The 20,919-nt window shown below is 58.0% G+C and carries 19 protein-coding genes; 12 read left to right on the top strand and 7 right to left on the bottom strand.

Features of this window, described 5'->3' with window-relative positions; genetic code table 11:
• Positions 1-8 precede the first annotated feature (8 nt).
• From ACS4NR_RS17695 to ACS4NR_RS17685, 3 genes are all read left to right on the top strand, one after another.
• Positions 9-1,454, top strand: a complete 1,446-nt coding sequence (locus ACS4NR_RS17695; protein ID WP_115986793.1) for a cytochrome ubiquinol oxidase subunit I — start codon at positions 9-11, stop codon at positions 1,452-1,454.
• Positions 1,455-1,457: 3 nt separating this feature from the next.
• Positions 1,458-2,465 carry a cytochrome d ubiquinol oxidase subunit II gene (gene cydB, locus ACS4NR_RS17690; RefSeq protein WP_047602597.1) on the top strand — a complete coding sequence of 336 codons (1,008 nt, stop codon included), beginning with the start codon at positions 1,458-1,460 and terminating at the stop codon, positions 2,463-2,465.
• Between the two features lie 83 nt (positions 2,466-2,548).
• Positions 2,549-2,716, top strand: coding sequence for a DUF2474 domain-containing protein (locus ACS4NR_RS17685; protein ID WP_095139274.1), 168 nt, complete (start codon positions 2,549-2,551; stop codon positions 2,714-2,716).
• A gap of 74 nt (positions 2,717-2,790) precedes the next feature.
• Here the strand turns inward: ACS4NR_RS17685 and ACS4NR_RS17680 are convergent, their stop codons facing one another.
• Positions 2,791-3,915, bottom strand: a complete 1,125-nt coding sequence (locus ACS4NR_RS17680) for a methyltransferase (protein ID WP_456017971.1) — start codon at positions 3,913-3,915, stop codon at positions 2,791-2,793.
• Positions 3,916-4,066: 151 nt separating this feature from the next.
• Positions 4,067-4,795: a helix-turn-helix transcriptional regulator gene (locus tag ACS4NR_RS17675; RefSeq protein WP_456017970.1), complete on the bottom strand. Its 729-nt coding sequence runs from the start codon at positions 4,793-4,795 to the stop codon at positions 4,067-4,069.
• A 329-nt stretch (positions 4,796-5,124) separates the two neighbouring features.
• Between ACS4NR_RS17675 and ACS4NR_RS17670 the strand changes: the two genes are divergently transcribed.
• Complete coding sequence (locus tag ACS4NR_RS17670) at positions 5,125-5,901, top strand: ferredoxin--NADP reductase (RefSeq protein ID WP_456017969.1); 777 nt, start codon at positions 5,125-5,127, stop codon at positions 5,899-5,901.
• Positions 5,902-5,942: 41 nt separating this feature from the next.
• On the opposite strand, the gene mscL is transcribed toward ACS4NR_RS17670, so the two are convergent.
• Entirely contained in the window at positions 5,943-6,356 is a 414-nt protein-coding gene (mscL, locus tag ACS4NR_RS17665; protein WP_095139278.1) for a large-conductance mechanosensitive channel protein MscL, read from the bottom strand.
• A gap of 285 nt (positions 6,357-6,641) precedes the next feature.
• On the opposite strand from mscL, the gene katB reads away from it, so the two are divergent.
• Genes katB through radA form a run of 3 tightly spaced genes read left to right on the top strand, consistent with a single transcriptional unit; the run spans position 6,642 to position 10,200 of the window.
• A complete protein-coding gene (gene katB, locus ACS4NR_RS17660) occupies positions 6,642-8,183 on the top strand; it encodes a catalase KatB (protein ID WP_456017968.1) in 1,542 nt (513 codons plus the stop codon).
• A gap of 60 nt (positions 8,184-8,243) precedes the next feature.
• Entirely contained in the window at positions 8,244-8,780 is a 537-nt protein-coding gene (locus tag ACS4NR_RS17655; RefSeq protein ID WP_456017967.1) for an ankyrin repeat domain-containing protein, read from the top strand.
• Positions 8,781-8,823: 43 nt separating this feature from the next.
• The gene (gene radA / locus ACS4NR_RS17650) at positions 8,824-10,200 is read left to right on the top strand and encodes a DNA repair protein RadA (protein WP_456017966.1); all 1,377 of its coding nucleotides are present in this window, start codon (positions 8,824-8,826) and stop codon (positions 10,198-10,200) included.
• A 130-nt stretch (positions 10,201-10,330) separates the two neighbouring features.
• Here the strand turns inward: radA and ACS4NR_RS17645 are convergent, their stop codons facing one another.
• On the bottom strand, positions 10,331-10,699 hold the full coding sequence (locus tag ACS4NR_RS17645) for a PilZ domain-containing protein (RefSeq protein WP_456017965.1): 369 nt from the start codon (positions 10,697-10,699) through the stop codon (positions 10,331-10,333).
• A gap of 159 nt (positions 10,700-10,858) precedes the next feature.
• Between ACS4NR_RS17645 and ACS4NR_RS17640 the strand changes: the two genes are divergently transcribed.
• The 5 genes from ACS4NR_RS17640 to lanM all read left to right on the top strand — a co-directional run bounded on the left by ACS4NR_RS17640 (position 10,859) and on the right by lanM (position 17,867).
• Positions 10,859-12,925, top strand: a complete 2,067-nt coding sequence (locus ACS4NR_RS17640; protein WP_095139282.1) for a carbon starvation CstA family protein — start codon at positions 10,859-10,861, stop codon at positions 12,923-12,925.
• A 15-nt stretch (positions 12,926-12,940) separates the two neighbouring features.
• Positions 12,941-13,138, top strand: a complete 198-nt coding sequence (locus tag ACS4NR_RS17635) for a YbdD/YjiX family protein (protein WP_003228401.1) — start codon at positions 12,941-12,943, stop codon at positions 13,136-13,138.
• 163 nt (positions 13,139-13,301) lie between these two features.
• Positions 13,302-14,273, top strand: a complete 972-nt coding sequence (yjiA, locus tag ACS4NR_RS17630) for a GTPase (RefSeq protein WP_456017964.1) — start codon at positions 13,302-13,304, stop codon at positions 14,271-14,273.
• Between the two features lie 246 nt (positions 14,274-14,519).
• Positions 14,520-14,669 carry a hypothetical protein gene (locus ACS4NR_RS17625; RefSeq protein WP_158558385.1) on the top strand — a complete coding sequence of 50 codons (150 nt, stop codon included), beginning with the start codon at positions 14,520-14,522 and terminating at the stop codon, positions 14,667-14,669.
• A gap of 57 nt (positions 14,670-14,726) precedes the next feature.
• Positions 14,727-17,867: a type 2 lanthipeptide synthetase LanM gene (lanM, locus tag ACS4NR_RS17620; RefSeq protein ID WP_456017963.1), complete on the top strand. Its 3,141-nt coding sequence runs from the start codon at positions 14,727-14,729 to the stop codon at positions 17,865-17,867.
• On the opposite strand, the gene ACS4NR_RS17615 is transcribed toward lanM, so the two are convergent.
• The 3 genes from ACS4NR_RS17615 to ACS4NR_RS17605 all read right to left on the bottom strand — a co-directional run bounded on the left by ACS4NR_RS17615 (position 17,794) and on the right by ACS4NR_RS17605 (position 20,618).
• Positions 17,794-18,492 carry a GntR family transcriptional regulator gene (locus ACS4NR_RS17615; protein WP_456017962.1) on the bottom strand — a complete coding sequence of 233 codons (699 nt, stop codon included), beginning with the start codon at positions 18,490-18,492 and terminating at the stop codon, positions 17,794-17,796. The genes lanM and ACS4NR_RS17615 overlap by 74 nt on opposite strands.
• Before the next feature lie 23 nt (positions 18,493-18,515).
• On the bottom strand, positions 18,516-19,220 hold the full coding sequence (locus ACS4NR_RS17610) for a FadR/GntR family transcriptional regulator (protein ID WP_095139286.1): 705 nt from the start codon (positions 19,218-19,220) through the stop codon (positions 18,516-18,518).
• Between the two features lie 84 nt (positions 19,221-19,304).
• Complete coding sequence (locus ACS4NR_RS17605; RefSeq protein WP_095139287.1) at positions 19,305-20,618, bottom strand: C4-dicarboxylate transporter DctA; 1,314 nt, start codon at positions 20,616-20,618, stop codon at positions 19,305-19,307.
• Between the last annotated feature and the right edge of the window lie 301 nt (positions 20,619-20,919).

The following is a 20,919-nucleotide window of genomic DNA, read 5'->3' as shown; positions in this document are numbered from 1 at the left end:
GAAGACTTATGTTCGGTTTAGAGGCACTCGATCTCGCCCGAATTCAGTTCGCGTTCACCATCTCGTTCCACATCCTGTTCCCGGCCATCACCATTGGTCTGGCGAGTTACCTGGCGGTGCTTGAAGGGTTGTGGTTGAAAACCCATAACGACACTTACCGGGATCTTTACCACTTCTGGTCGAAGATCTTTGCCGTCAACTTCGGCATGGGTGTGGTCTCCGGTCTGGTCATGGCCTACCAGTTCGGCACCAACTGGAGCCGTTTCTCGGACTTCGCCGGTTCCGTCACCGGGCCGTTGCTGACCTACGAGGTGCTCACGGCATTCTTCCTCGAAGCCGGTTTCCTCGGAGTGATGCTGTTCGGCTGGAACAAGGTCGGACGCAAACTGCACTTCTTCTCCACGGTAATGGTGGCGATCGGCACGCTGATCTCGACATTCTGGATTCTCGCTTCAAACAGCTGGATGCAGACGCCGCAAGGCTTCGAGATCGTCAACGGGCAAGTGATCCCGACCGACTGGCTGGCGATCATCTTCAACCCGTCGTTCCCGTATCGCCTGATGCACATGGCGACCGCTGCGTTCGTCGCCACGGCCTTCTTCGTCGGTTCGTCGGCGGCCTGGCACCTGCTGCGCGGCAGGGACAACCCGGCGATTCGCACCATGTTGTCGATGGCGATGTGGATGGCGCTGATCGTGGCGCCGATCCAGGCGGTCATTGGCGACTTCCATGGCCTCAATACGCTTGAGCACCAGCCAGCGAAAATCGCTGCGATCGAAGGTCACTGGGAAAACAAAGGCAACGAAGCGACGCCGTTGATCCTGTTCGGCTGGCCGGACATGAAGGAAGAGAAAACCAAGTTCGCCGTGGAAATCCCGTACCTCGGCAGCCTGATCCTGACCCACTCGCTGGACAAGCAAGTGCCGGCGCTCAAGGAGTTTCCGCCTGAAGACCGGCCGAACTCGACCATTGTGTTCTGGTCGTTCCGGATCATGGTCGGTCTCGGCTTCCTGATGATCTTCACCGGTCTGTGGAGCCTGTGGCTGCGCAAGCGTGATTCGCTCTACACCTCGCGGCCGTTCCTGTATCTGGCGTTGTGGATGGGGCCGTCCGGCCTGATCGCGATTCTCGCTGGCTGGTTCACCACTGAAATCGGTCGGCAGCCGTGGGTGGTCTACGGGCTGATGCGCACGGCGGATGCTTCGTCCAATCACAGCTTCATGCAGATGAGCATCACCCTGATCATGTTCGTCGTGGTGTATTTCGCGCTGTTCGGTGCGGGCCTTGGTTACATGATGCGCCTGGTGCGTAAAGGGCCGAAGATCAGCGAGGGCACAGAAACGCCAGACGGCGGTCCAGGCAAGAAACGCACACCGGCTCGTCCGTTGTCCGCTGCCGACGATTCGGCCGATGCCGATCACGGCGACGACGTTCGCCTGACCAAGGAGATTTGAATCATGGGTATTGATCTTCCGCTGATCTGGGCCGTGATCATCATCTTCGGCATCATGATGTACGTGGTCATGGACGGCTTCGACCTGGGGATCGGGATTCTCTTCCCGTTCATTCCCGGCAAGACCGACCGTGATGTGATGATGAACACCGTTGCCCCGGTATGGGACGGCAATGAAACCTGGCTGGTACTGGGCGGCGCGGCGTTGTTCGGCGCGTTCCCGCTGGCTTATTCGGTGGTGCTGTCGGCGCTGTACCTGCCGTTGATCTTCATGCTGATCGGCCTGATTTTCCGCGGCGTGGCGTTCGAGTTCCGCTTCAAGGCCAAGGACGACAAGCGTCACCTGTGGGACAAGGCGTTCATCGGCGGCTCGGTGGCGGCGACGTTCTTCCAGGGCGTGGCGCTCGGGGCCTTCATCGACGGTTTGCCGGTGGTCAATCGGCAATACGCCGGCGGTTCACTGGACTGGCTGACACCGTTCACCCTGTTCTGCGGTGCCGCGCTGGTGGTGGCGTATGCCTTGCTCGGCTGCACCTGGCTGATCATGAAGACCGAAGGCAAGTTGCAGGAACAGATGCACAACCTGGCGCGGCCGCTGGCGTTCGTGCTGCTGGCAGTGATCGGCATCGTCAGTCTGTGGACGCCGCTGTCTCACCCCGAGATCGCGACACGCTGGTTCAGCATGCCGAATCTGTTCTGGTTCATGCCGGTGCCGATTCTGGTGCTGGTGACACTGTACGGGCTGATCCGCGCGGTGGCGCGCAACGCCAACTACATGCCGTTTTTGCTGACCCTGGTGCTGATTTTCCTCGGCTACAGCGGTCTGGGCATCAGCCTGTGGCCGAATATCGTGCCGCCGTCGATCTCGATCTGGGACGCCGCCGCACCGCCGCAGAGCCAGGGCTTCATGCTGGTCGGTACGCTGTTCATCATCCCGTTCATCCTGGGTTACACCTTCTGGAGCTACTACGTGTTCCGCGGCAAGGTCACCCATGAAGACGGTTACCACTGATCTGCGGCTCTGCTCACCGTGAGGGAGCAAACCTGTTCGCGGTGGCGTCCTCAGCGACGTCACCGCCCAAGAGGAACGATGCAATGAACGGCAAACATTCCCTGCGCGAAATTGAAGAAGCCGAAAAAAAGCCGCTGTGGCAGCGGCTCGGCTGGTTGGCCCTGATCTGGATCGGTAGCGTCGGCGCGCTGTTCATTGCCGCCAGCCTGATGCGCCTGTTCATGAACGCGGCCGGCCTGACCACACACTGAAACATCCCGTCCCGTTGCCCTTGGCGCGGTTTTATGACCCTCTGTACCGCGGAGGGTTTTTTTTGACTGATGCTTTACTTGCGGGCTTTGAGAATCACGAATTTCGGTGTGGCCGCCACTTGCTCGACGCCGCGGAACAGCCGCGCCAGCTTGCTGTGATAGCCCAGGTGCCGGTTGCCGACGATGTACAACGCACCGCCGACCACCAGCGCTTCGCGGGCCTGCTGGAACATGCGCCAGGCGAGGAAATCGCCGACCACCTGTTGTTGATGGAACGGCGGATTGCACAGCACCACGTCCAGCGATTGCGGCTCCTGTCCGGCCAGACCATCACCAGCGCGCACGAGCACTTCACGCTCGCCCAGCGCGGCGCGCCAGTTCTCGGCGGCCGATTGCACGGCCATGAACGATTCGTCGACCAGCGTGTAGTGCGCGTCGGGGTTGTGCAGGGCGCTGGCGATAGCCAGGACGCCGTTACCGCAGCCGAGGTCGGCGACGCGGGCGCTGCCGAGGTTCTTGGGCAGGTGCGGGAGAAAAGCTCGGGTGCCGATATCCAGGCCTTCACGGCAAAACACGTTGGCGTGGTTGAGCAATTCGATGGCCGGCTCGTCCAGTTGATAACGCGAAGGGTAGGGCGAGGTCGCCGCGGCTTTGGCCTCAGGCGTTGCGATCAACAGGCGAGCTTTCTTCACCGCCAGTGACGCCTGTACCGGACCGATGTAACGCTCCAGCAGATCGCCGGCAGCGCGCGGCAGGTGCTTGACCATGGCCGCAGCTACCACTTCAGCGCCGGGTGCCAGTTGCCCTTGCAGGCGGATCAGTTGTTCTTCCAGCAGCGCGAGTGTCTTGGGGACGCGGATCAGCACCTTGTCGAACGGCCCGACCAACGGCTCACTCGCCGCAATGCCGCGCACTGCATCGAATGGCAGGCCGTTGCGCACCAGATTCTTCTCCAGGCCCTGGAACGCCAGATACGAATCGCCGCTGCTGCTGACCTGAACCTTGCCCGCCAGACTCGCCGCCAAAGCCCCGAAGCTGTCGTTAAGTACCAGTACCCGGGTGTCTGCCGTCGGTTGCTGCGCAGCGAGGTGATTGAGCAGGTATTCGTCGGCTGCATCGAACGCTTGCAGAGGTTCATTCTGCTGCTCGGGCTGGCGGATCAGGTCGAGTTGGGCAAAGGGCGTTTCGAGCAAGGGCATGGTACGGGAACTCTGGTTAATCAACGGGTGGCCCGCAGCCCAGGGTGTCGCGCAGCGGAACCGTCCGAGTGAAATACAACGTCAAGGTTCACGTCATCACTCAGGAAGGTCGCAAATGGTACGTTTTTTTCCGTTGAAATACTCGCAGCTTTTAGTGGGCAGGCATGTCGAGAAGGCCGCAACTCTTGGCGGCAATGACCGCAGAAATCTTGTTGCAGACGTTCAGTTTGAGAATCACGTTTTGCACGTGGTAATTCACGGTCCGCTCGCTCAGGCAGAGGATCCTGGCAATCTCATAGGCCGTCTTGCCGAGCGCCGAGAGCTTGAGCACTTCCAGTTCTCGCGGTGAAAGGCGCGGGGGCGCGGGCTTTTTGGCCGGTTTGGGCAAGGTTTTGGCGAACAGGTCACTGAGGTGGCTGGTCGCGTAAAACATATAGCCAAAATGCTCGTACAACTCGAGCGGACTTAATGGACCGTTTTTCCTCGCAAGGCTCAGGGTGCTGCACAGCCCGCTCTCTTCATGGTGGAACGACTGGGACCAACCGTGTCGCAATCCATGTTTCTGTTGCGCGTCCCACAGCGACAAGGTTCGCGAAAACACGTCTTCGGTCCAGACAATCGGCAGCATTGAATGACTGCAGTGTGCTATTACCGGATCGACTTTTCGGTAGTTTTGTCTTTCATAAAGTTGATTCCACTCCTTCGGATAGTTATTGATTTGCAAGGTTTTGAAGTCAGCGTTCCGATTGTTTGATGTCATTGAGATGGCACAAAAATTGAAGCCAATATTTTGAGCGAATCGCAGCAAGATCGGATAAGCGGTCTCTATTTCTCTTGCGAAAGTCAGTTGCTTTAATTGCGACTCCTTCCACATTTCCATCACTCACTCTCCATGAGTCGTCCTTAGGGTGCTTGTCTGGATCCAATCGGATCCTGCACGCAACCGAGTGTAGGACAGGTCTTACAGATAGCGTTGAATTTTTTTGCTCTTGGAGGGGGCGGTTAGTTGCTGGAAAGGTTATTAGTCATCAGTAACGCGTTGTATTTAACCTGTCATTCAATGGGGCTTTGAATAACGTTGTATTAACGGCATTTGCGTTTATTTCTCATTTTTTTGCGCTGCCTGAATGGTAAAACACTACAAAAACAGTGGTGTTTATGCGCCGGGTTTGCGCGAGACTGGCAGGGTCTTATCTGTGGAGTGCCCCCATGACAGTCAGCGCAGAGAAATTTACTGCCCAGACCTTGCTCGACGTGCAGCCCTTGACCCCCAGCCTGTTTACCCTGCGCACCACGCGCGATACGGGTTTCAGGTTTCGCGCAGGACAATTCGCGCGCCTGGGGGTGACCAAGGCTGATGGCAGCACGGTCTGGCGTGCCTACTCGATGGTCTCTTCACCCTTCGACGAGTTTCTCGAGTTCTTCTCCATTGTGGTGCCGGGTGGCGAATTCACCAGTGAGCTGAGCCGGTTGCAGATCGGCGATACCCTGCTGGTGGAGCGCCAGGCCTTTGGTTACCTGACGCTGGATCGGTTTGTCGACGGCCGGGATTTGTGGCTGTTATCCACCGGGACCGGGGTTGCGCCGTTTCTGTCGATTCTGCAGGACTTCGAAGTGTGGGAGCGTTTTGAGCGGATCATTCTGGTGTACAGCGTGCGCGAAGCGCGGGAACTGGCCTATCAGCCTTTGATTGCAGAACTGTCCAGGCGTGATTACCTGGCTGAACACGCCCATAAACTGCGGTTTATCCCCACGGTTACCCGCGAACAATTGCCGGACGCCTTGCACGGTCGCATCACCACGCTGATTGAAAACGGCGAGCTGGAACGTGAAGCTGGCGTTGAACTGACCCCCGAGCACTCGCGCGTCATGCTCTGCGGCAATCCGCAGATGATCGACGACACTCGAGCGCTGCTGAAGAAACGCCATATGAGCCTGAGCCTGACGCGGCGGCCGGGGCAGGTGGCGGTGGAAAACTACTGGTAAAAAAACGGCGCCATCAGGCGCCGTTTTCAGTCATGAAGCAGTCAAGGCTGGTTGTTCTGGGCCTTGAGCAAATCGCGGATCTCGCCGAGCAACTCTTCTTCCTTGGTCGGAACCGGTGGCAGGGAAGGGGCTACGGCTTCTTCGCGTTTCAGGCGGTTGATGGCTTTGACACCCATGAAAATCGCGAAAGCAACGATCATGAAATCCAGAACGCTCTGGATGAATTTACCGTAAGCCAGTACCACGGCAGGGGCGTTGCCCTCGGCGGCTTTTAGCGTGATGGCCAGATCACTGAAGTCCACCCCTCCGATCAACAGGCCGATTGGCGGCATGATCACGTCGCCGACAAACGACGAAACAATTTTGCCGAAGGCGGCACCGATGATGATACCGACGGCCATGTCGACCACATTGCCTTTGACCGCGAAGGCCTTGAACTCACTTAGCACGCCCATAGGTTATTTCCTTGTTACAGATGAGGTTGGTGTACGCAGTGTAAATCAGCAAACGCGTCCTGCGCGAAACACCTTCTTACAATGCCCGTTTTTATCGACCCATAAATCCGCGTTTAGTTTGCAAAGTGCCACTAATCGCGCGCGAAATACGCCGTAACACGCTGATCGGGAAGCCAAAATTTTCAATCGTCGGGGTACGAACTTTCTATTTATGTTCGCGGACTTAGCCCTCTAGCCTCTGGTTGGCGCACCTGGATGCGCCCAAAAGAACCAGAGGAACCTGATATGAATTCCACCCTTGGACTGGGGGCTTTTCCCCATCGCCGTACGCTCGGCGTACTCACCGCCAGCCTGTTGACCTTCTCCGTGCACGCCGCGCCCCTGACCCGGGATAACGGTGCAGCGGTGGGCGACAATCAGAACTCGCAAACCGCCGGCGCCAACGGCCCGGTGCTGCTGCAAGACGTGCAACTGATCCAGAAACTCCAGCGTTTCGACCGTGAACGCATTCCCGAACGCGTGGTGCATGCCCGCGGTACCGGTGCCCATGGCACGTTCACCGTGACCAACGACCTCAGCGATCTGAGCAAGGCCAAGGTGTTCGCTGCCGGGCAGGTGACGCCAGTGTTCGTGCGCTTCTCCGCGGTGGTACACGGTAACCACTCCCCTGAAACCCTGCGCGATCCACGGGGTTTTGCCACCAAGTTCTACACCGCTGATGGCAACTGGGACCTGGTCGGCAACAACTTCCCGACCTTTTTCATTCGCGACGCGATCAAGTTTCCGGACATGGTCCATGCGTTCAAACCCGATCCACGCACCAACCTTGACGATGACTCGCGTCGTTTCGACTTCTTCTCCCACGTACCGGAAGCCACTCGCACACTGACCGAGCTCTACTCGAACTCGGGAACGCCGGCCAGTTATCGGGAGATGGATGGTAATGGTGTGCATGCCTACAAGTTGGTTAACGCCAAAGGTGAAGTGCACTATGTGAAGTTTCACTGGAAGAGTTTGCAGGGCATCAAAAACCTGACACCTGAACAAGTCGGAAAAGTTCAGGGCAAGGATTACAGTCATATGACTAATGATCTGGTCAGTCATATCAATAAGGGTGATTTCCCGAAATGGGACTTGTACATCCAAGTACTGAATCCGCAAGATTTGTCCAAGTTTGATTTCGATCCATTGGACGCCACCAAGATCTGGCCGAATGTTCCTGAGCGAAAAGTTGGACAAATGGTGTTGAACCGTAATCCAGCCAATGTGTTCCAGGAAACCGAACAAGTTGCGATGGCCCCGGCCAATGTTGTTCCGGGAATCGAGCCTTCGGAAGATCGTCTGTTGCAAGGTCGAGTGTTTTCTTATGCCGATACGCAGATGTACCGCTTGGGTGCCAATGCCCTGCAACTGCCGATCAATGCGCCAAAAGTTGCCATCAATAATGGCAATCAGGACGGTGCGATGAACTTCGGTGCCACGGCGTCAGGCGTGAACTATCAGCCGAGCCGCCTGCAACCGCGTGACGAGCCGCAAAGCGCGCGTTACAGCCAGCTGGCACTGTCGGGCAGCACCCAGCAGGCGAAGATTCAGCGTGAGCAGAACTTCAAACAGGCCGGTGATCTGTATCGCTCGTTCAGTCAGCAGGAGCGTCAGGACCTGATCGCCAGCTTCGGCGGTTCGCTGGCAACCACCGATGACGAGAGCAAGCACATTATCCTGTCCTTCCTTTATAAGGCCGATCCGGAGTACGGCACCGGTGTGACCAAAGTGGCCAAGGGTGACCTGAGCCGGGTCAAGGCGCTGGCAGCGAAACTGGTCGACTGATCTCGACGCCATGCAACGCGGGGCCTGACTCAGGCCCCGCTCTGCCCAAGGAGAGCGTTTATGCGTGCCTTTCTTTTACTGCTGCTCGGTTGCCTTTCCTTTACAGCGCAGGCCGGGCAAAGCCCTGAGGCGATCAAGGCGCAGTTGCAGGATTACTATTTCGATGCCGCCCGGCGTGGCGATGTGCCGATGCTCGAGACCTTTATCGAGTCCGGTTATTCCCTCGATACCCGCGACAGCAAGGGCTACACCGCTTTGATTCTGGCGGCGTATCACGGTCAGGGCGCAGCAGTTGACCGGTTACTGGCGGCGGGCGCTGATGCCTGCGCGCAGGACCAACGTGGCAACACAGCGCTGATGGGGGCGATTTTCAAAGGCGAGATGCAGATTGCTCGAAGGCTGATGGCCACCGATTGCAGCCCCGATCAGCGCAACGGCGCAGGCCAGACTGCGGCGATGTACGCCGGGTTGTTCAAGCGTGTCGAACTGCTCGATGCGCTCAAGGCCAAAGGCGCCGATCTCAATGCCGAAGACCCGCTGGGCAATAGCGCCGCGCGTCTGGCCAACGGCGAAATCCGTACCGCCGTGCCGCGCTGAGCGGTGGCTGCGTTATCATCGCGTTTTTTGCCGGGGGATCCAGATGGCCAAGGCCAAGCGCATGTACGGCTGCACCGAGTGCGGCGCAACCTTTCCCAAATGGGCAGGCCAGTGCGGCGAGTGCGGCGCCTGGAACACCCTGACCGAAACCATGATCGAGAGCGGTGGCGCCACGGCGCCCACCGGGCGTACCGGGCGTACCGGCTGGGCCGGGCAGCAAGCGCAGATCAAGACCCTGGCCGAAGTCAGCATCGAGGAGATTCCGCGCTTCTCCACCGCCTCCGGTGAGCTGGATCGGGTTTTGGGCGGCGGTCTGGTCGACGGTTCGGTGGTGCTGATCGGTGGTGACCCGGGCATCGGCAAGTCGACGATTCTGTTGCAGACCCTGTGCAATCTCGCCAAGAGCATGCCGGCGCTGTACGTCACCGGTGAAGAGTCCCAGCAGCAAGTGGCGATGCGTGCCCGGCGTCTGGGGCTGCCCCAGGATCAACTGCGGGTGATGACCGAAACCTGCATCGAAACCATTATCGCCACCGCTCGCCAGGAAAAGCCCAAGGTGATGGTGATCGACTCGATCCAGACGATTTTCACCGAACAATTGCAGTCGGCCCCCGGCGGCGTGTCGCAGGTACGCGAGAGCGCGGCGCTGCTGGTGCGTTATGCCAAGCAGAGCGGCACGGCGATTTTCCTCGTTGGTCACGTTACCAAGGAAGGCGCGCTCGCCGGCCCGCGGGTGCTGGAGCACATGGTCGATACCGTGCTGTATTTCGAAGGCGAGTCCGATGGCCGTTTGCGTTTGCTGCGGGCGGTGAAAAATCGTTTCGGTGCGGTCAACGAACTCGGCGTGTTCGGTATGACCGACAAGGGCTTGAAAGAAGTCTCCAACCCGTCGGCGATTTTTCTCACCCGTGCCCAGGAAGAAGTCCCGGGCAGTGTGGTGATGGCCACCTGGGAAGGCACCCGGCCGATGCTGGTGGAAGTGCAGGCGCTGGTCGATGACAGTCATCTGGCCAATCCACGGCGGGTGACGTTGGGGCTGGATCAGAACCGTCTGGCGATGCTGCTGGCGGTTTTGCATCGCCATGGTGGCATTCCGACCCACGATCAGGACGTGTTCCTCAACGTGGTCGGCGGGGTGAAGGTGTTGGAGACAGCATCGGATCTGGCGTTGATGGCGGCGGTGATGTCGAGCCTGCGCAACCGGCCATTGCCGCATGATCTGCTGGTGTTTGGTGAAGTGGGCTTGTCCGGCGAAGTGCGTCCGGTGCCGAGCGGGCAGGAGCGCTTGAAGGAAGCGGCCAAGCATGGCTTCAAACGGGCGATCGTGCCCAAGGGCAATGCGCCGAAGGAGGCGCCGCCGGGCCTGCAGATCATTGCCGTGACCCGTTTGGAGCAGGCGCTCGACGCACTGTTCGAATAGTCTTTCAGATACGTCGCACACCCTGTGGGAGCGGGCTTGCCCGCGAAAGCGGTGTGTCAGTCGAAATCAATGTTGACTGACACGGCCTCTTCGCGGGCAAGCCCGCTCCCACAGGGATTTGTGGTGGTTTCTAGATTTCGATCAGGGCGCCCAGTTCGCGCTCCAACTCCTGCGGATCGCCCAGGTTAAGCTCGATCAACCGTCGCAGGCGCTGGATCGACTCCAGGCTGATATGCCGGCAGACGAAGCCTAGTTGTCCGTGATCTTCGTGAGCCAGGTGTACATCCATCTCGATATCGACATCATCGCTCAGATGAATGTCGACGAGGAAATCCTGCTCCTTATCTCCCAGCCAAGGCTCCGGCCGTTCGATCAACAGCCCCTTCAGCGACAGGTCGATCAGTTTCACCGGCCAGATATATTCACCTTGACGCAACTCGGTTCTGGCATCGAACGCAATACGTTTGAAGCGACGGCGATTGGCTGGGTGTTCGCTCATGGCGCAATCCTCGGAAGAGTTCGCTGACTATAGACCCGACCGTTGGGTGGCTGCCAATCGACAAGCCGTCTAGACCAACGTCGGGGTATGGCCTTTGGCGCCGTAAGCGCTAAACTCGGGGTGGCTGTCTTTCTTGTCCACCCTGGCTGGAATAATAAAATGAAAAATAATAATAGCCTGCTACGCCACTTACCCTGGCTAGTGCTGGCAATCGTAGGAGCGTGCGCCCTGGGCGTAGTGGCATTGCGCCGCGGCGAGGCGATCAACGCCTTGTGGATCGTGGTCGCAGCCGTGGCCATTTATCTGGTTGCGTACCGTTACTACAGCCTGTTCATCGCCAACAATGTGATGCAACTGGATCCGCGTCGGGCCACCCCCGCCGTGCTCAACAACGACGGTCTGGACTATGTGCCGACCAACAAACACATTCTTTTCGGTCACCACTTCGCCGCGATCGCGGGCGCCGGACCTCTGGTCGGCCCGGTATTGGCGGCGCAGATGGGCTACTTGCCCGGCACACTCTGGCTGATTGCCGGTGTGGTGCTGGCGGGCGCGGTGCAGGACTTCATGGTTCTGTTCATGTCGACCCGGCGCAACGGCCGCTCCCTGGGCGACATGGTGCGTGAAGAAATGGGCCGTATCCCCGGCACCATCGCGCTGTTCGGCTGCTTCCTGATCATGATCATCATCCTCGCGGTGCTGGCGCTGATCGTCGTGAAAGCCCTGGCCGAGAGCCCGTGGGGTATTTTCACGGTGATGGCGACCATCCCGATCGCGATGTTCATGGGCATCTACATGCGCTACATCCGCCCGGGCCGCATCGGTGAGATCTCGGTGGTCGGCGTATTGCTGTTGCTGGGTTCGATCTGGCTCGGTGGGCAGATCGCCGCCGATCCGGTGTGGGCCAAGGCGTTCACCTTCACCGGCGTGCAGATTACCTGGATGCTGGTCGGTTACGGTTTCGTCGCTGCGTCGCTGCCGGTGTGGCTGATTCTGGCGCCGCGTGACTACCTCTCCACTTTCCTCAAGATCGGTACCATCGTCGCCCTGGCGATCGGCATTCTGGTGACCATGCCCGAGCTGAAAATGCCCGCGCTGACTCAGTTCGTCGACGGCACCGGCCCGGTGTGGAAGGGCGGCCTGTTCCCGTTCCTGTTCATCACCATCGCTTGCGGTGCGGTATCGGGTTTCCACGCGCTGATCTCGTCGGGCACCACGCCGAAGCTGCTGGATAACGAAACCAACGCGCGTTACATCGGTTATGGCGGCATGCTGATGGAATCGTTTGTAGCGATCATGGCGATGGTTGCTGCTTCGGTGATCGAGCCTGGCGTGTACTTCGCCATGAACAGTCCGGCGGCCGTGGTCGGCAGTGATGTGGCCTCCGTTGCGCAAGTGGTCACCAGTTGGGGCTTCGCCATTACGCCTGAGGCGTTGCAAGCCGTGGCGCACGATATTGGTGAAACCACTATTCTGGCTCGTGCCGGTGGTGCGCCGACCCTGGCGGTCGGTATCGCGCAGATCCTGCACAGTGTCCTGCCGGGTGAAAACACCATGGCGTTCTGGTACCACTTCGCGATTCTGTTCGAAGCGCTGTTCATCCTGACCGCGGTAGACGCCGGCACCCGTGCCGGGCGTTTCATGCTGCAGGACCTGCTCGGCTCCTTCGTTCCAGCGCTCAAGCGCACCGAGTCGTGGACCGCCAACCTGATCGCGACCGCCGGTTGCGTGGCGATGTGGGGCTGGCTGCTGTATCAGGGCGTGGTCGATCCGCTGGGCGGCATCAACACCCTGTGGCCGCTGTTCGGTATCTCCAACCAGATGCTGGCCGGTATTGCGCTGATGCTCGGCACCGTGGTTCTGATCAAGATGAAGCGCCAGCGCTATATCTGGGTCACCCTGTTGCCGGCCACCTGGCTGTTGATCTGCACCACCACCGCTGGCTTCATCAAGCTGTTCGACGCCAACCCGGCGATCGGCTTCCTGTCGCTGGCCAAGAAATACAGCGATGCGCTGGCCAACGGTCAGGTGCTGGCACCGGCAAAAAGCGTCGAGCAGATGCAGCACGTGATCTTCAACGCTTACACCAACGCAACGCTCACCGCGCTGTTCCTGTTCGTGGTCTTCAGCATCCTGTTCTATGCGCTCAAGGTCGGCATCGCCGCCTGGGGCAAAAAAGAGCGTACGGATAAAGAATCGCCATTCCAGGCCCTGCCGGATGCGTAACCAGAGGATTGCACCATGTTCAATGACCTGAGTCGCCTCGGTAAATACCTCGGTCAGGCCGCGCGCCTGATGGTCGGCATGCCCGACTACGACACCTACGTCGAGCATATGCAAACCAAGCACCCGGACAAACCGGTGATGAGCTACGAGATGTTCTTCCGCGAACGTCAGGAAGCGCGTTACGGTGGCAAGGGTGGGCCGAAGTGCTGTTGAGCTGACAGCCTGCGGTTGAGGTAATCCCCCTGTGGGAGCGAGCTTGCTCGCGAAAGCGGTGTGTCATCGAGCAATGATGTCGACTGACACGACCCCTTCGCGAGCAAGCTCGCTCCCACAGTTGTTTTTGTGTTGTTCATTCATTTTGTGAAGGGGATCTGTTTTGTCTTCTCCCATACCCGTAACGGTACTCAGCGGTTTCCTCGGTGCCGGCAAGACCACTTTGCTGCGCCATCTATTGAAAGCCGAGCACGGCCTGAAAATCGCCGTGATCGAAAACGAGTTCAGCGACGCCGGCATCGATAGCCAATTGCTGGGCGAGGAGCCGGTGCAAGTCATGACCCTGGCCAACGGCTGCGTCTGCTGCACCATCCACACTGACCTGACCAAGGCCTTGTACCTGCTGCTCGAACGCCTGGACAACGGCGAAATCGCCTTCGATCGCTTGGTGATCGAGTGCACCGGTCTGGCCGACCCGGCCCCGGTGGCGCAGACCTTTTTCATCGATGAGGAACTGCGCGAGCGCTATCTGCTCGACGGCATCATCACCCTGGTGGATGCCGCCCATGCCGCCCAGCACCTGACCCAGACCATCGCCCAGGCGCAGATCGGTTTCGCCGACCGCTTGCTGGTGAGCAAGACCGATCTGGTGGATGAGACCACGTTCAACGCATTGAGCGAACGCCTGACGCGAATCAACCGTCGTGCGCCAATCCGCGTGGTCGAGCACGGCAACATCGATCTGGCGGAACTGCTCGACGTGCGCGGCTTCAACCTCAACGCCGACCTGGGCGGCGGGGTGAGCCTGCGTCCGGTAAGCAAGGCGCCCTCCATCGACCGCATTTCCAGCCTGGTGCTGCGCACAGACCAGCCGCTGGATATCGATCAGCTCAGTGAGTTCATGAATGAGCTGCTGGAAGAGCACGGCAAGCAGTTACTGCGTTACAAGGGCGTACTGAACATTGCTGGCGAGGATCGGCGGCTGGTGTTTCAGGGCGTTTTGAAACTTTACGGTTTTGACTGGGATACCGAGTGGGCCGAGGGTGAGGCCCGGGAAAGTGTCATCGTGTTTATTGCCGATGATCTGCCGGAAGATAAAATTCGAGAAGGTTTTGCCCGGCTGACTATCAATTGAGAGTTTGAGTTTCATGGCAAACGACACTCGTTGTTTTTTCAGCGAGTGTTGGTTCTTTTTGGGGTGTTGCTTTGTAGTTTGACTTCTAGAAAGTTGCAGTATGTTGCTAGTGCAAGTTTGTGCATGTTTTTTAATTGGTGTTGGACACATCCGGTTGGTTTTTTAAAGTAGGCATTTTGCGCTCCTGTGTTAATTTTGAAATGTGCCACTCAAGGGCATATATCAATTTAATAACAGGAGAAGTATATGAAAGATAAAGTTCTGGAAATGTCTGGTGATTTCGCCGGCGATTTTGAAGCCTATGTAAAAGCAGGCGTCAACAAGATGGCCGGTGTTGAAGTAATGGCAACGACTGCTATCACCTGCGAGAGCCTGGGTTGCACGTTCGGCTGTTAAGGCCTTCTGTAACATATGGCGGATGGATAATCCGCCATACTGCTCAAGGTGGAGAAAATGCTTGCTGACATTCTGACGTTTCAAGAGCGCATATCATCGGGTTCTGGAGGCGGCGTCGATGTCGACATCCTGCGTAGTACCCTGGAGATGTTGCATAAAGACGATCATGCCCTGCAGCGTTATTTCGGTATGGGCAAAAACGACCTGATTGAATGGTTTGAAAATAACGCCAGACAACCTGTGCTGGAAAAGCGATGTACGTCTGTGCAGAAGCTTGAGGCGAAAGTTCGACTGATTATGTCCATGTCTGAAAAAGACTGGATACGCAAAGCAGGGGATGAACCATTTTCAGGCTTTTATGATTGCATGTTTGGTTACTTTGAATCTGCGTTTCAGAGCGACAGTAGATACAAACCAATTCATGAGTGGTGTCATCTGGGATCATTGATTTCAGGTGTCAGGCATTATGTACTGGCCTGTGTAAAACGAGTTTCTGAAAAATCCCTGGTGCACTTCCTTAATACTCGACTGGCCGAGGGCATTGATTCCGATCTGGAATCGTTCGAGCAATATTTAAGCGCGGGCGGATCAGGCCAGTTCCTTTTGGACTATCCGGTGGTTGCCGACTTACTGTTCAAACAGTTGGAAGGGATCGCAGGTTATCTCTACAACATCATTTTTCACTTTGCTGACGATGTGTGCATGCTTGCCAGCGTGTTTGGTTTGTCTGGCCGACGAATCGACTCGATCGAACTTGGAATGGGAGATCCCCACGCCAATGGTGAAACGGTTTGCGCAGTACGGGTCGGGAGCCAATCACTGGTTTACAAACCACGAACAAACAGAGAAGCGCAGCTCTATGGCTCGCTGCTGGCGTTGCTGTACGAAAAAAGCGCTGATGAAGGCTTTTCCGCTCGTGCCCCGCTATTGGTATGTATGGAAGATCATAGCTGGATTGAGTACATCGATAATCGCGCCTGCGGGAGCGAGGCCGATCTGGCTCTGTTCTACAGGCGCGCAGGTGCGCAGGTAGCCCTTGTCCACGCCTTGAACGGCATCGACTTTCATTACGAAAACATCATTGCGTGCGGGAGCAGTCCCGTCTTGATCGATCTCGAGTGTCTATTCACTGCCTCCATGATCGATCTGCAAGATGATCTTCCCGGCAACGGCGCTTTGTTCAAAACCCTCAAGCTCAATAGCCGCTCAGTCTTTAGCAGTGGTTTTGTTCCCTATTCGCCGAATTCGGACAACGATTTCAGTGGCCTGACGTCTCAAAAGCAATTCAGCACGACGGCCAGGCAATTGGTCCGCGAGCAAGGCTTGTACCATCTGCGGCGCATACAGGTCAGCAAAACCCCGATTATCAAGCATTTGCCGGTTTTCAACGGGGTGACGTATTCGGTAGAGCTTTTTCAGGAGGCTTTTCTGAAGGGCTTTGAATGTGCCTACGATGAGGTGGTGAAACATCAGGCAGCGGTGCTTGACTGTATCCGGCATCAGGCTCCCCAGTTGAAAACACGCGTGCTGCTCAAAAATACCCAGCGTTATATAGACTTTCTTGAACTGACTCTGCACCCACGCTTCACGCAATGCATGCTCCAGAGGCAGCTGTTGCTGGCGACCCTGTGGTCGGAGTCGAATGCATCGCTCATTGCAAAAAATGTGGCCGCCTACGAGTTGGGGGATCTGCAGAGTGGCAACATTCCAAGTTTCACCATGCCTATCGCCTCGAACTGGATACACGATTCCCACGGGACGTTTGTGGCCGCGCTCGACATCGAAAGTCCTCTGGAAAGCTGCCGACGAAAACTGAGCGCGTTGTGCCCTGCGGACAGAACGTTCCAGACCTCTATTCTGAAGGAGTGCCTGTTCCCTTCGGGCAATGGGGCGATGCCGATGCACCGGCGGCACATCGCCAAAGGCGTACCGAGCCTGCAGCCGGCGGATTATCTGGAAGGCGCTCTCAAGGTCGCGGCGGCCATAGAGCGGTTGCGTATTGAAGGTGCCGAAGGGGACGTGGCGTGGGGGTTCCTGAACGAGCACCCGACAACCCGGCGTAAATACCTGTCACCCATGACCAACAGTCTCTATAGCGGCATGGGCGGACTCGCGGTTTTTTATATGAGTCTGTTCCGTGTCAGTGGCCGCGCAGAGCACTTGGCCAAGGCTGATCAAATTGTCGATTCCATGGGCAGAACCCACGAACATTTTGACAGTGACATGGCCGCCAGTGCCTATTTTGGTCTGGCGTCGTACCTCTATGTGCTGGTCAATCATGAGCGGGTGACAGGCCGGGACATCCACCGTGCGACGATCGATGAGTTACTGCACAGGCTTGATGATTATCCACGGCAGGGGGATGACTTCGATTTCCTTAACGGTTGGTGCGGGACCGTCACGCTGCTGGCGAATCTGTATCTGTTGCGGCCGCAAAAGCGCTTGATTCCCTTGATCGAAAGGCTCTCGACCGCCATCCGGGCGGAACTGGCAATTGAAGGTGGGCGAATTGTGCGCAAGGCCTGTTCCACCCCGTTGCTGACGGGATTCTCCCATGGGATTTCGGGAATACTCCATGCGCTCTCCAAGGTCTATGAAGTCACAGCAGACGCGACGTTGATTGCGCTGATAAAGGACCTGCTGGAGGACGAAAATCGTCAGATGAACCATGGGTTCTGGCTGGATTTACGTGAGCCGTCGCAACCCGCTCACATGAGCAAATGGTGCCACGGCGATGCCGGAATTCTGATCGCCAGGCTGCAGCTCAGGCATTCGCTCAAAGACGTGATGGAGGCCGAACACCTGGAGACGGTCGAGCGCGATATCCGCCGATGTGAAAGCAACCTCTGGTGCCATGGCCTAGGCTCCGGTTACAGCCAGTGTCACGGTGATTTCGGCAATCTGATGTGTCTGTTGTCACTGTACCGCCGCACTGAAAATCATCAGGGTATCGCGAGAACCTTGCAGGCATTTTCCGAGACTGCCGACAACTTTTTCAGTGAGGATCTGATTTCGCAAGACAGTGTGCCTGTGCTGGGGATGATGTTGGGCATCGCCGGCGTCGGTCAGGCATTGTTGAGTGCGATTGATTCGACATTGCCCGATGCGCTGGCACTGACGTTCTTCACGGCGCCAGACCCAGCAGTTGCTGTTCAAGATCGCTCAGATGTCGATTCATCAGACGAACCGCGGCATTGACGTCATTGCGCTCCACTGCATCGACAATGGTGGTATGTGTTTGCACCGTCGTGTCCCGGTTGGTCTGCTGTCGACATTGGGCCAGCGCCAGAGACGTCATGGGCACCAGGCTGCCAAGAAAGTGCGCCAGGGGAGCATTGCCTGCCAGTTTGGCCAGTTGCAGGTGGAACTCGCCGGACAACCGAATGGCGGCTCCGTGCTGGCCAAGGGCGCGGAATCGCCGCTGTTTTTCAATCAGTTCGCGCAGTGCTTCAAGTCCGGCAGGTTGCTGCTGGCAGGTAAGCTCAATCAGCATGATTTCGGTCAGGCGCCGTGCGTGGAGTATCTGGCGGGTCTGTTCGGGAGCAGCTATGGCAATTTTCGGGCGCTGATGCGTGCGCAGGATGACGACCTGCTCATGGGACAGCTGGGTCAGCGTCCGACGTATCTGGCTGCGGCTCGCACCGAACATCTGCACCAGACTTTCTTCTGTGAAGCGACTGGCCGCGGTGAGGCGCTGATCCAGGATTGCTTCGAATACCTGCGGGTAGGGGTCGTCCTCCGGTGCTTCGTGGCGAAGTTCCCGGGCAAACGGCTGGGCGGCAGGGATCTCGCGATCATATTGCAGTGAAGCGAAGCTGTTCATGGCCGGTCTCCAGTTCGAGTGCATCAACGGCTGAGGTTGTCATCCGGAATGTTCAATTCAATGCCCATCCGCTGGCCTTCGCGCAGAATGTGCCGACGCATTTCGGCGCTGGCCTGGGCGCTGTTCTTGCTGCGGATTGCGCGCACTACCGCTTCGTTTTCTTCCAGACGTTCAGCCAGATGCTCGGGCGAATTGCGCAGCACTTCGGCGCTTTGCTTGAGGGCATTGCTGGTTTGCTGCACCACACTCTGGAAGATCGGGTTCGAGGTCAGGGTGAACAGCTCCTCGTGGAAGGCGATGTAGGCGCTGACCCCGGCTTCGCTGTCGCCCGCTTCGAGGGCTTCGCGCATGTCCATCAGGGTCAGGCGCAACTGGCCGACTTCCTTGCTGCTGATCGACTGCGCCACCAGACCGACGATGAATGGCTCAAGGGTGTAGCGCAGTTGCAGCACGTCTTCGAGGCTGGCGCCGGCCACCGCGCTGTCGTGGCTCTGGCTGTCGCTGAGCTGGGCGTCGAGCACCACCACGCCTTTGCCCGGCATCGAGCGCACCAGGCCAAGGGTTTCCAGGACAATCACCGCTTCGCGCAGGCTCGGACGGCTGATGCCCAGTTGTTCGGCCAGTTCGCGCTGGCCCGGCAGCATGTCGCCGGAGCGCCACTGACCACGGGCGAGGGCGGCGCGCAGTTTTTCTACGACTGAGTTGACGACGGTTGATGTGGTTATCACGGGTTTTGCTCCGTAAGCCCGTTGGGGATGCCGCAAACAAGATCAAAAGATCGCAGCCTGCGGCAGCTCCTGCGGGGTTGAAAATCAGAACTCTTGCTGGTGCGCCGGAGTTCCGGTTTTACGCGGTTGAAAGGTGTAGCCCTGCTGACCGCTGAGTACTTTGTTTGCGCGTTGCACATCGATGTCCTTTTCCCAGCGGGCGATGGCCACGGTGGCGACGCAGTTGCCGATCAGATTGGTCAGCGCCCGGCCGATGCCCATGAACCAGTCCACTGCCAGTACCAGCACCAGACCGACCACTGGAATCGCCGGAATCGCCGTCAGCGTCGCCGCCAGAATCACCAGCGCCGAGCCGGGAATGCCGTGGGCACCTTTCGAAGTGATCAGCGACACCAGCAGAATCGTCAGCAGATCGGTCATCGCCAGTGGGGTACCGGTGGCGTTGGCAATGAACACGATGGCCAGGGTCAGGTAGATCGAAAAGCCGTCGAGGTTGAACGAGTAGCCGGTGGGAATCACCAGGCCGACGGTCGAGCTGCCGATGCCCAGGTGTTCGAGTTTGCGCATAATCTGTGGCAGCACGGCGTCGGAAGAAGCGGTGCCCATGACGATCAGCAACTCTTCGCGCAGGTACTTGAGCAGTGGCCACAGGCGCAGGCCGGAGGCACGCATCACCACGCCGAGGATCACGCTGACGAATGCCATGCAGGTCAGGTAGAACAGGCCGACCAGACTGCCCAGGTGTTGCAGCGAATCGAGGCCGTATTTGCTGGTGGTGAAGGCGATGGCGCCGAACACGCCGATCGGCGCCAGGCGCACGATCATGCCCATGATCCGGAAAATCACATGGCTCAGTTCGTTGATCAGCCGCGAGATTCCGGAGGCCGCTTCACCGACCAGATTCAACGCGCTGCCGAATAGTACCGAGAACAGCAGCACTTGCAGAATGTTGTTGTCGGCGAAAGCTCCGAGCACCGAGGTCGGGATCAGGTCCATCAGGAACTGGGTGGTGGTGTGCATGTGCTGGCCGCGTTCGGCGATATCGCCCATGTCGGCGGCGGACAGTTGCTCCAGATGGATATTCGCACCGCTGCCGATCCCGGTGCTGAAGGCGAACACCAGACCGATCACCAGGGCGAGGGTGGTCAGCACTTCAAAGTAGATCACCGACTTGAGGCCGATGCGCCCGACCTTCTTCAGATCGCCCGCGCCGCTGATGCCGCTGACCACCACGCAGAACACGATCAGGCCGATGAGCATCTTGATCAGTTTAATGAAGCCGTCGCCCAGCGGTTTGAGCTGAGCGGAATATTCGGGAAGGGTCAGCCCGCAGACGATGCCGAGCACCAGTCCGAGAACCACTTGGAGGAAGATTGAACGCGAGCACCATCTGAGCATGGGAGGAATCCTGGTCGGTGTCCTGGCTGCCGTGCGCGTGGCGCATCAGATTCAGGACTTAATTATTGTGGTCTTACCGGTATGTCCAGTGCGGGTGCAGTCTAGGCTCGGTTTTTTCGGGATGACAAGTGAAAATATGAAAATTGGCATGACCGGTCTGACCGGCGGCCATAGTCGCGTAGGAGCTGCCGAAGGCTGCGATCTTTTGATCTTGTTTTTAAGATCCAGATCAAAAGATCGCAGCCTGCGGCAGCTCCTACACGGGAAATCAGGGGCATAAAAAAACCGGCCAATCACTTGG

The sequence above is a fragment of the Pseudomonas sp. JQ36 genome, from assembly GCF_053851495.1.
The sequence above is the reverse complement of the archived record's forward strand: the minus strand, read 5'-3'. Positions and strand labels throughout refer to the sequence as shown.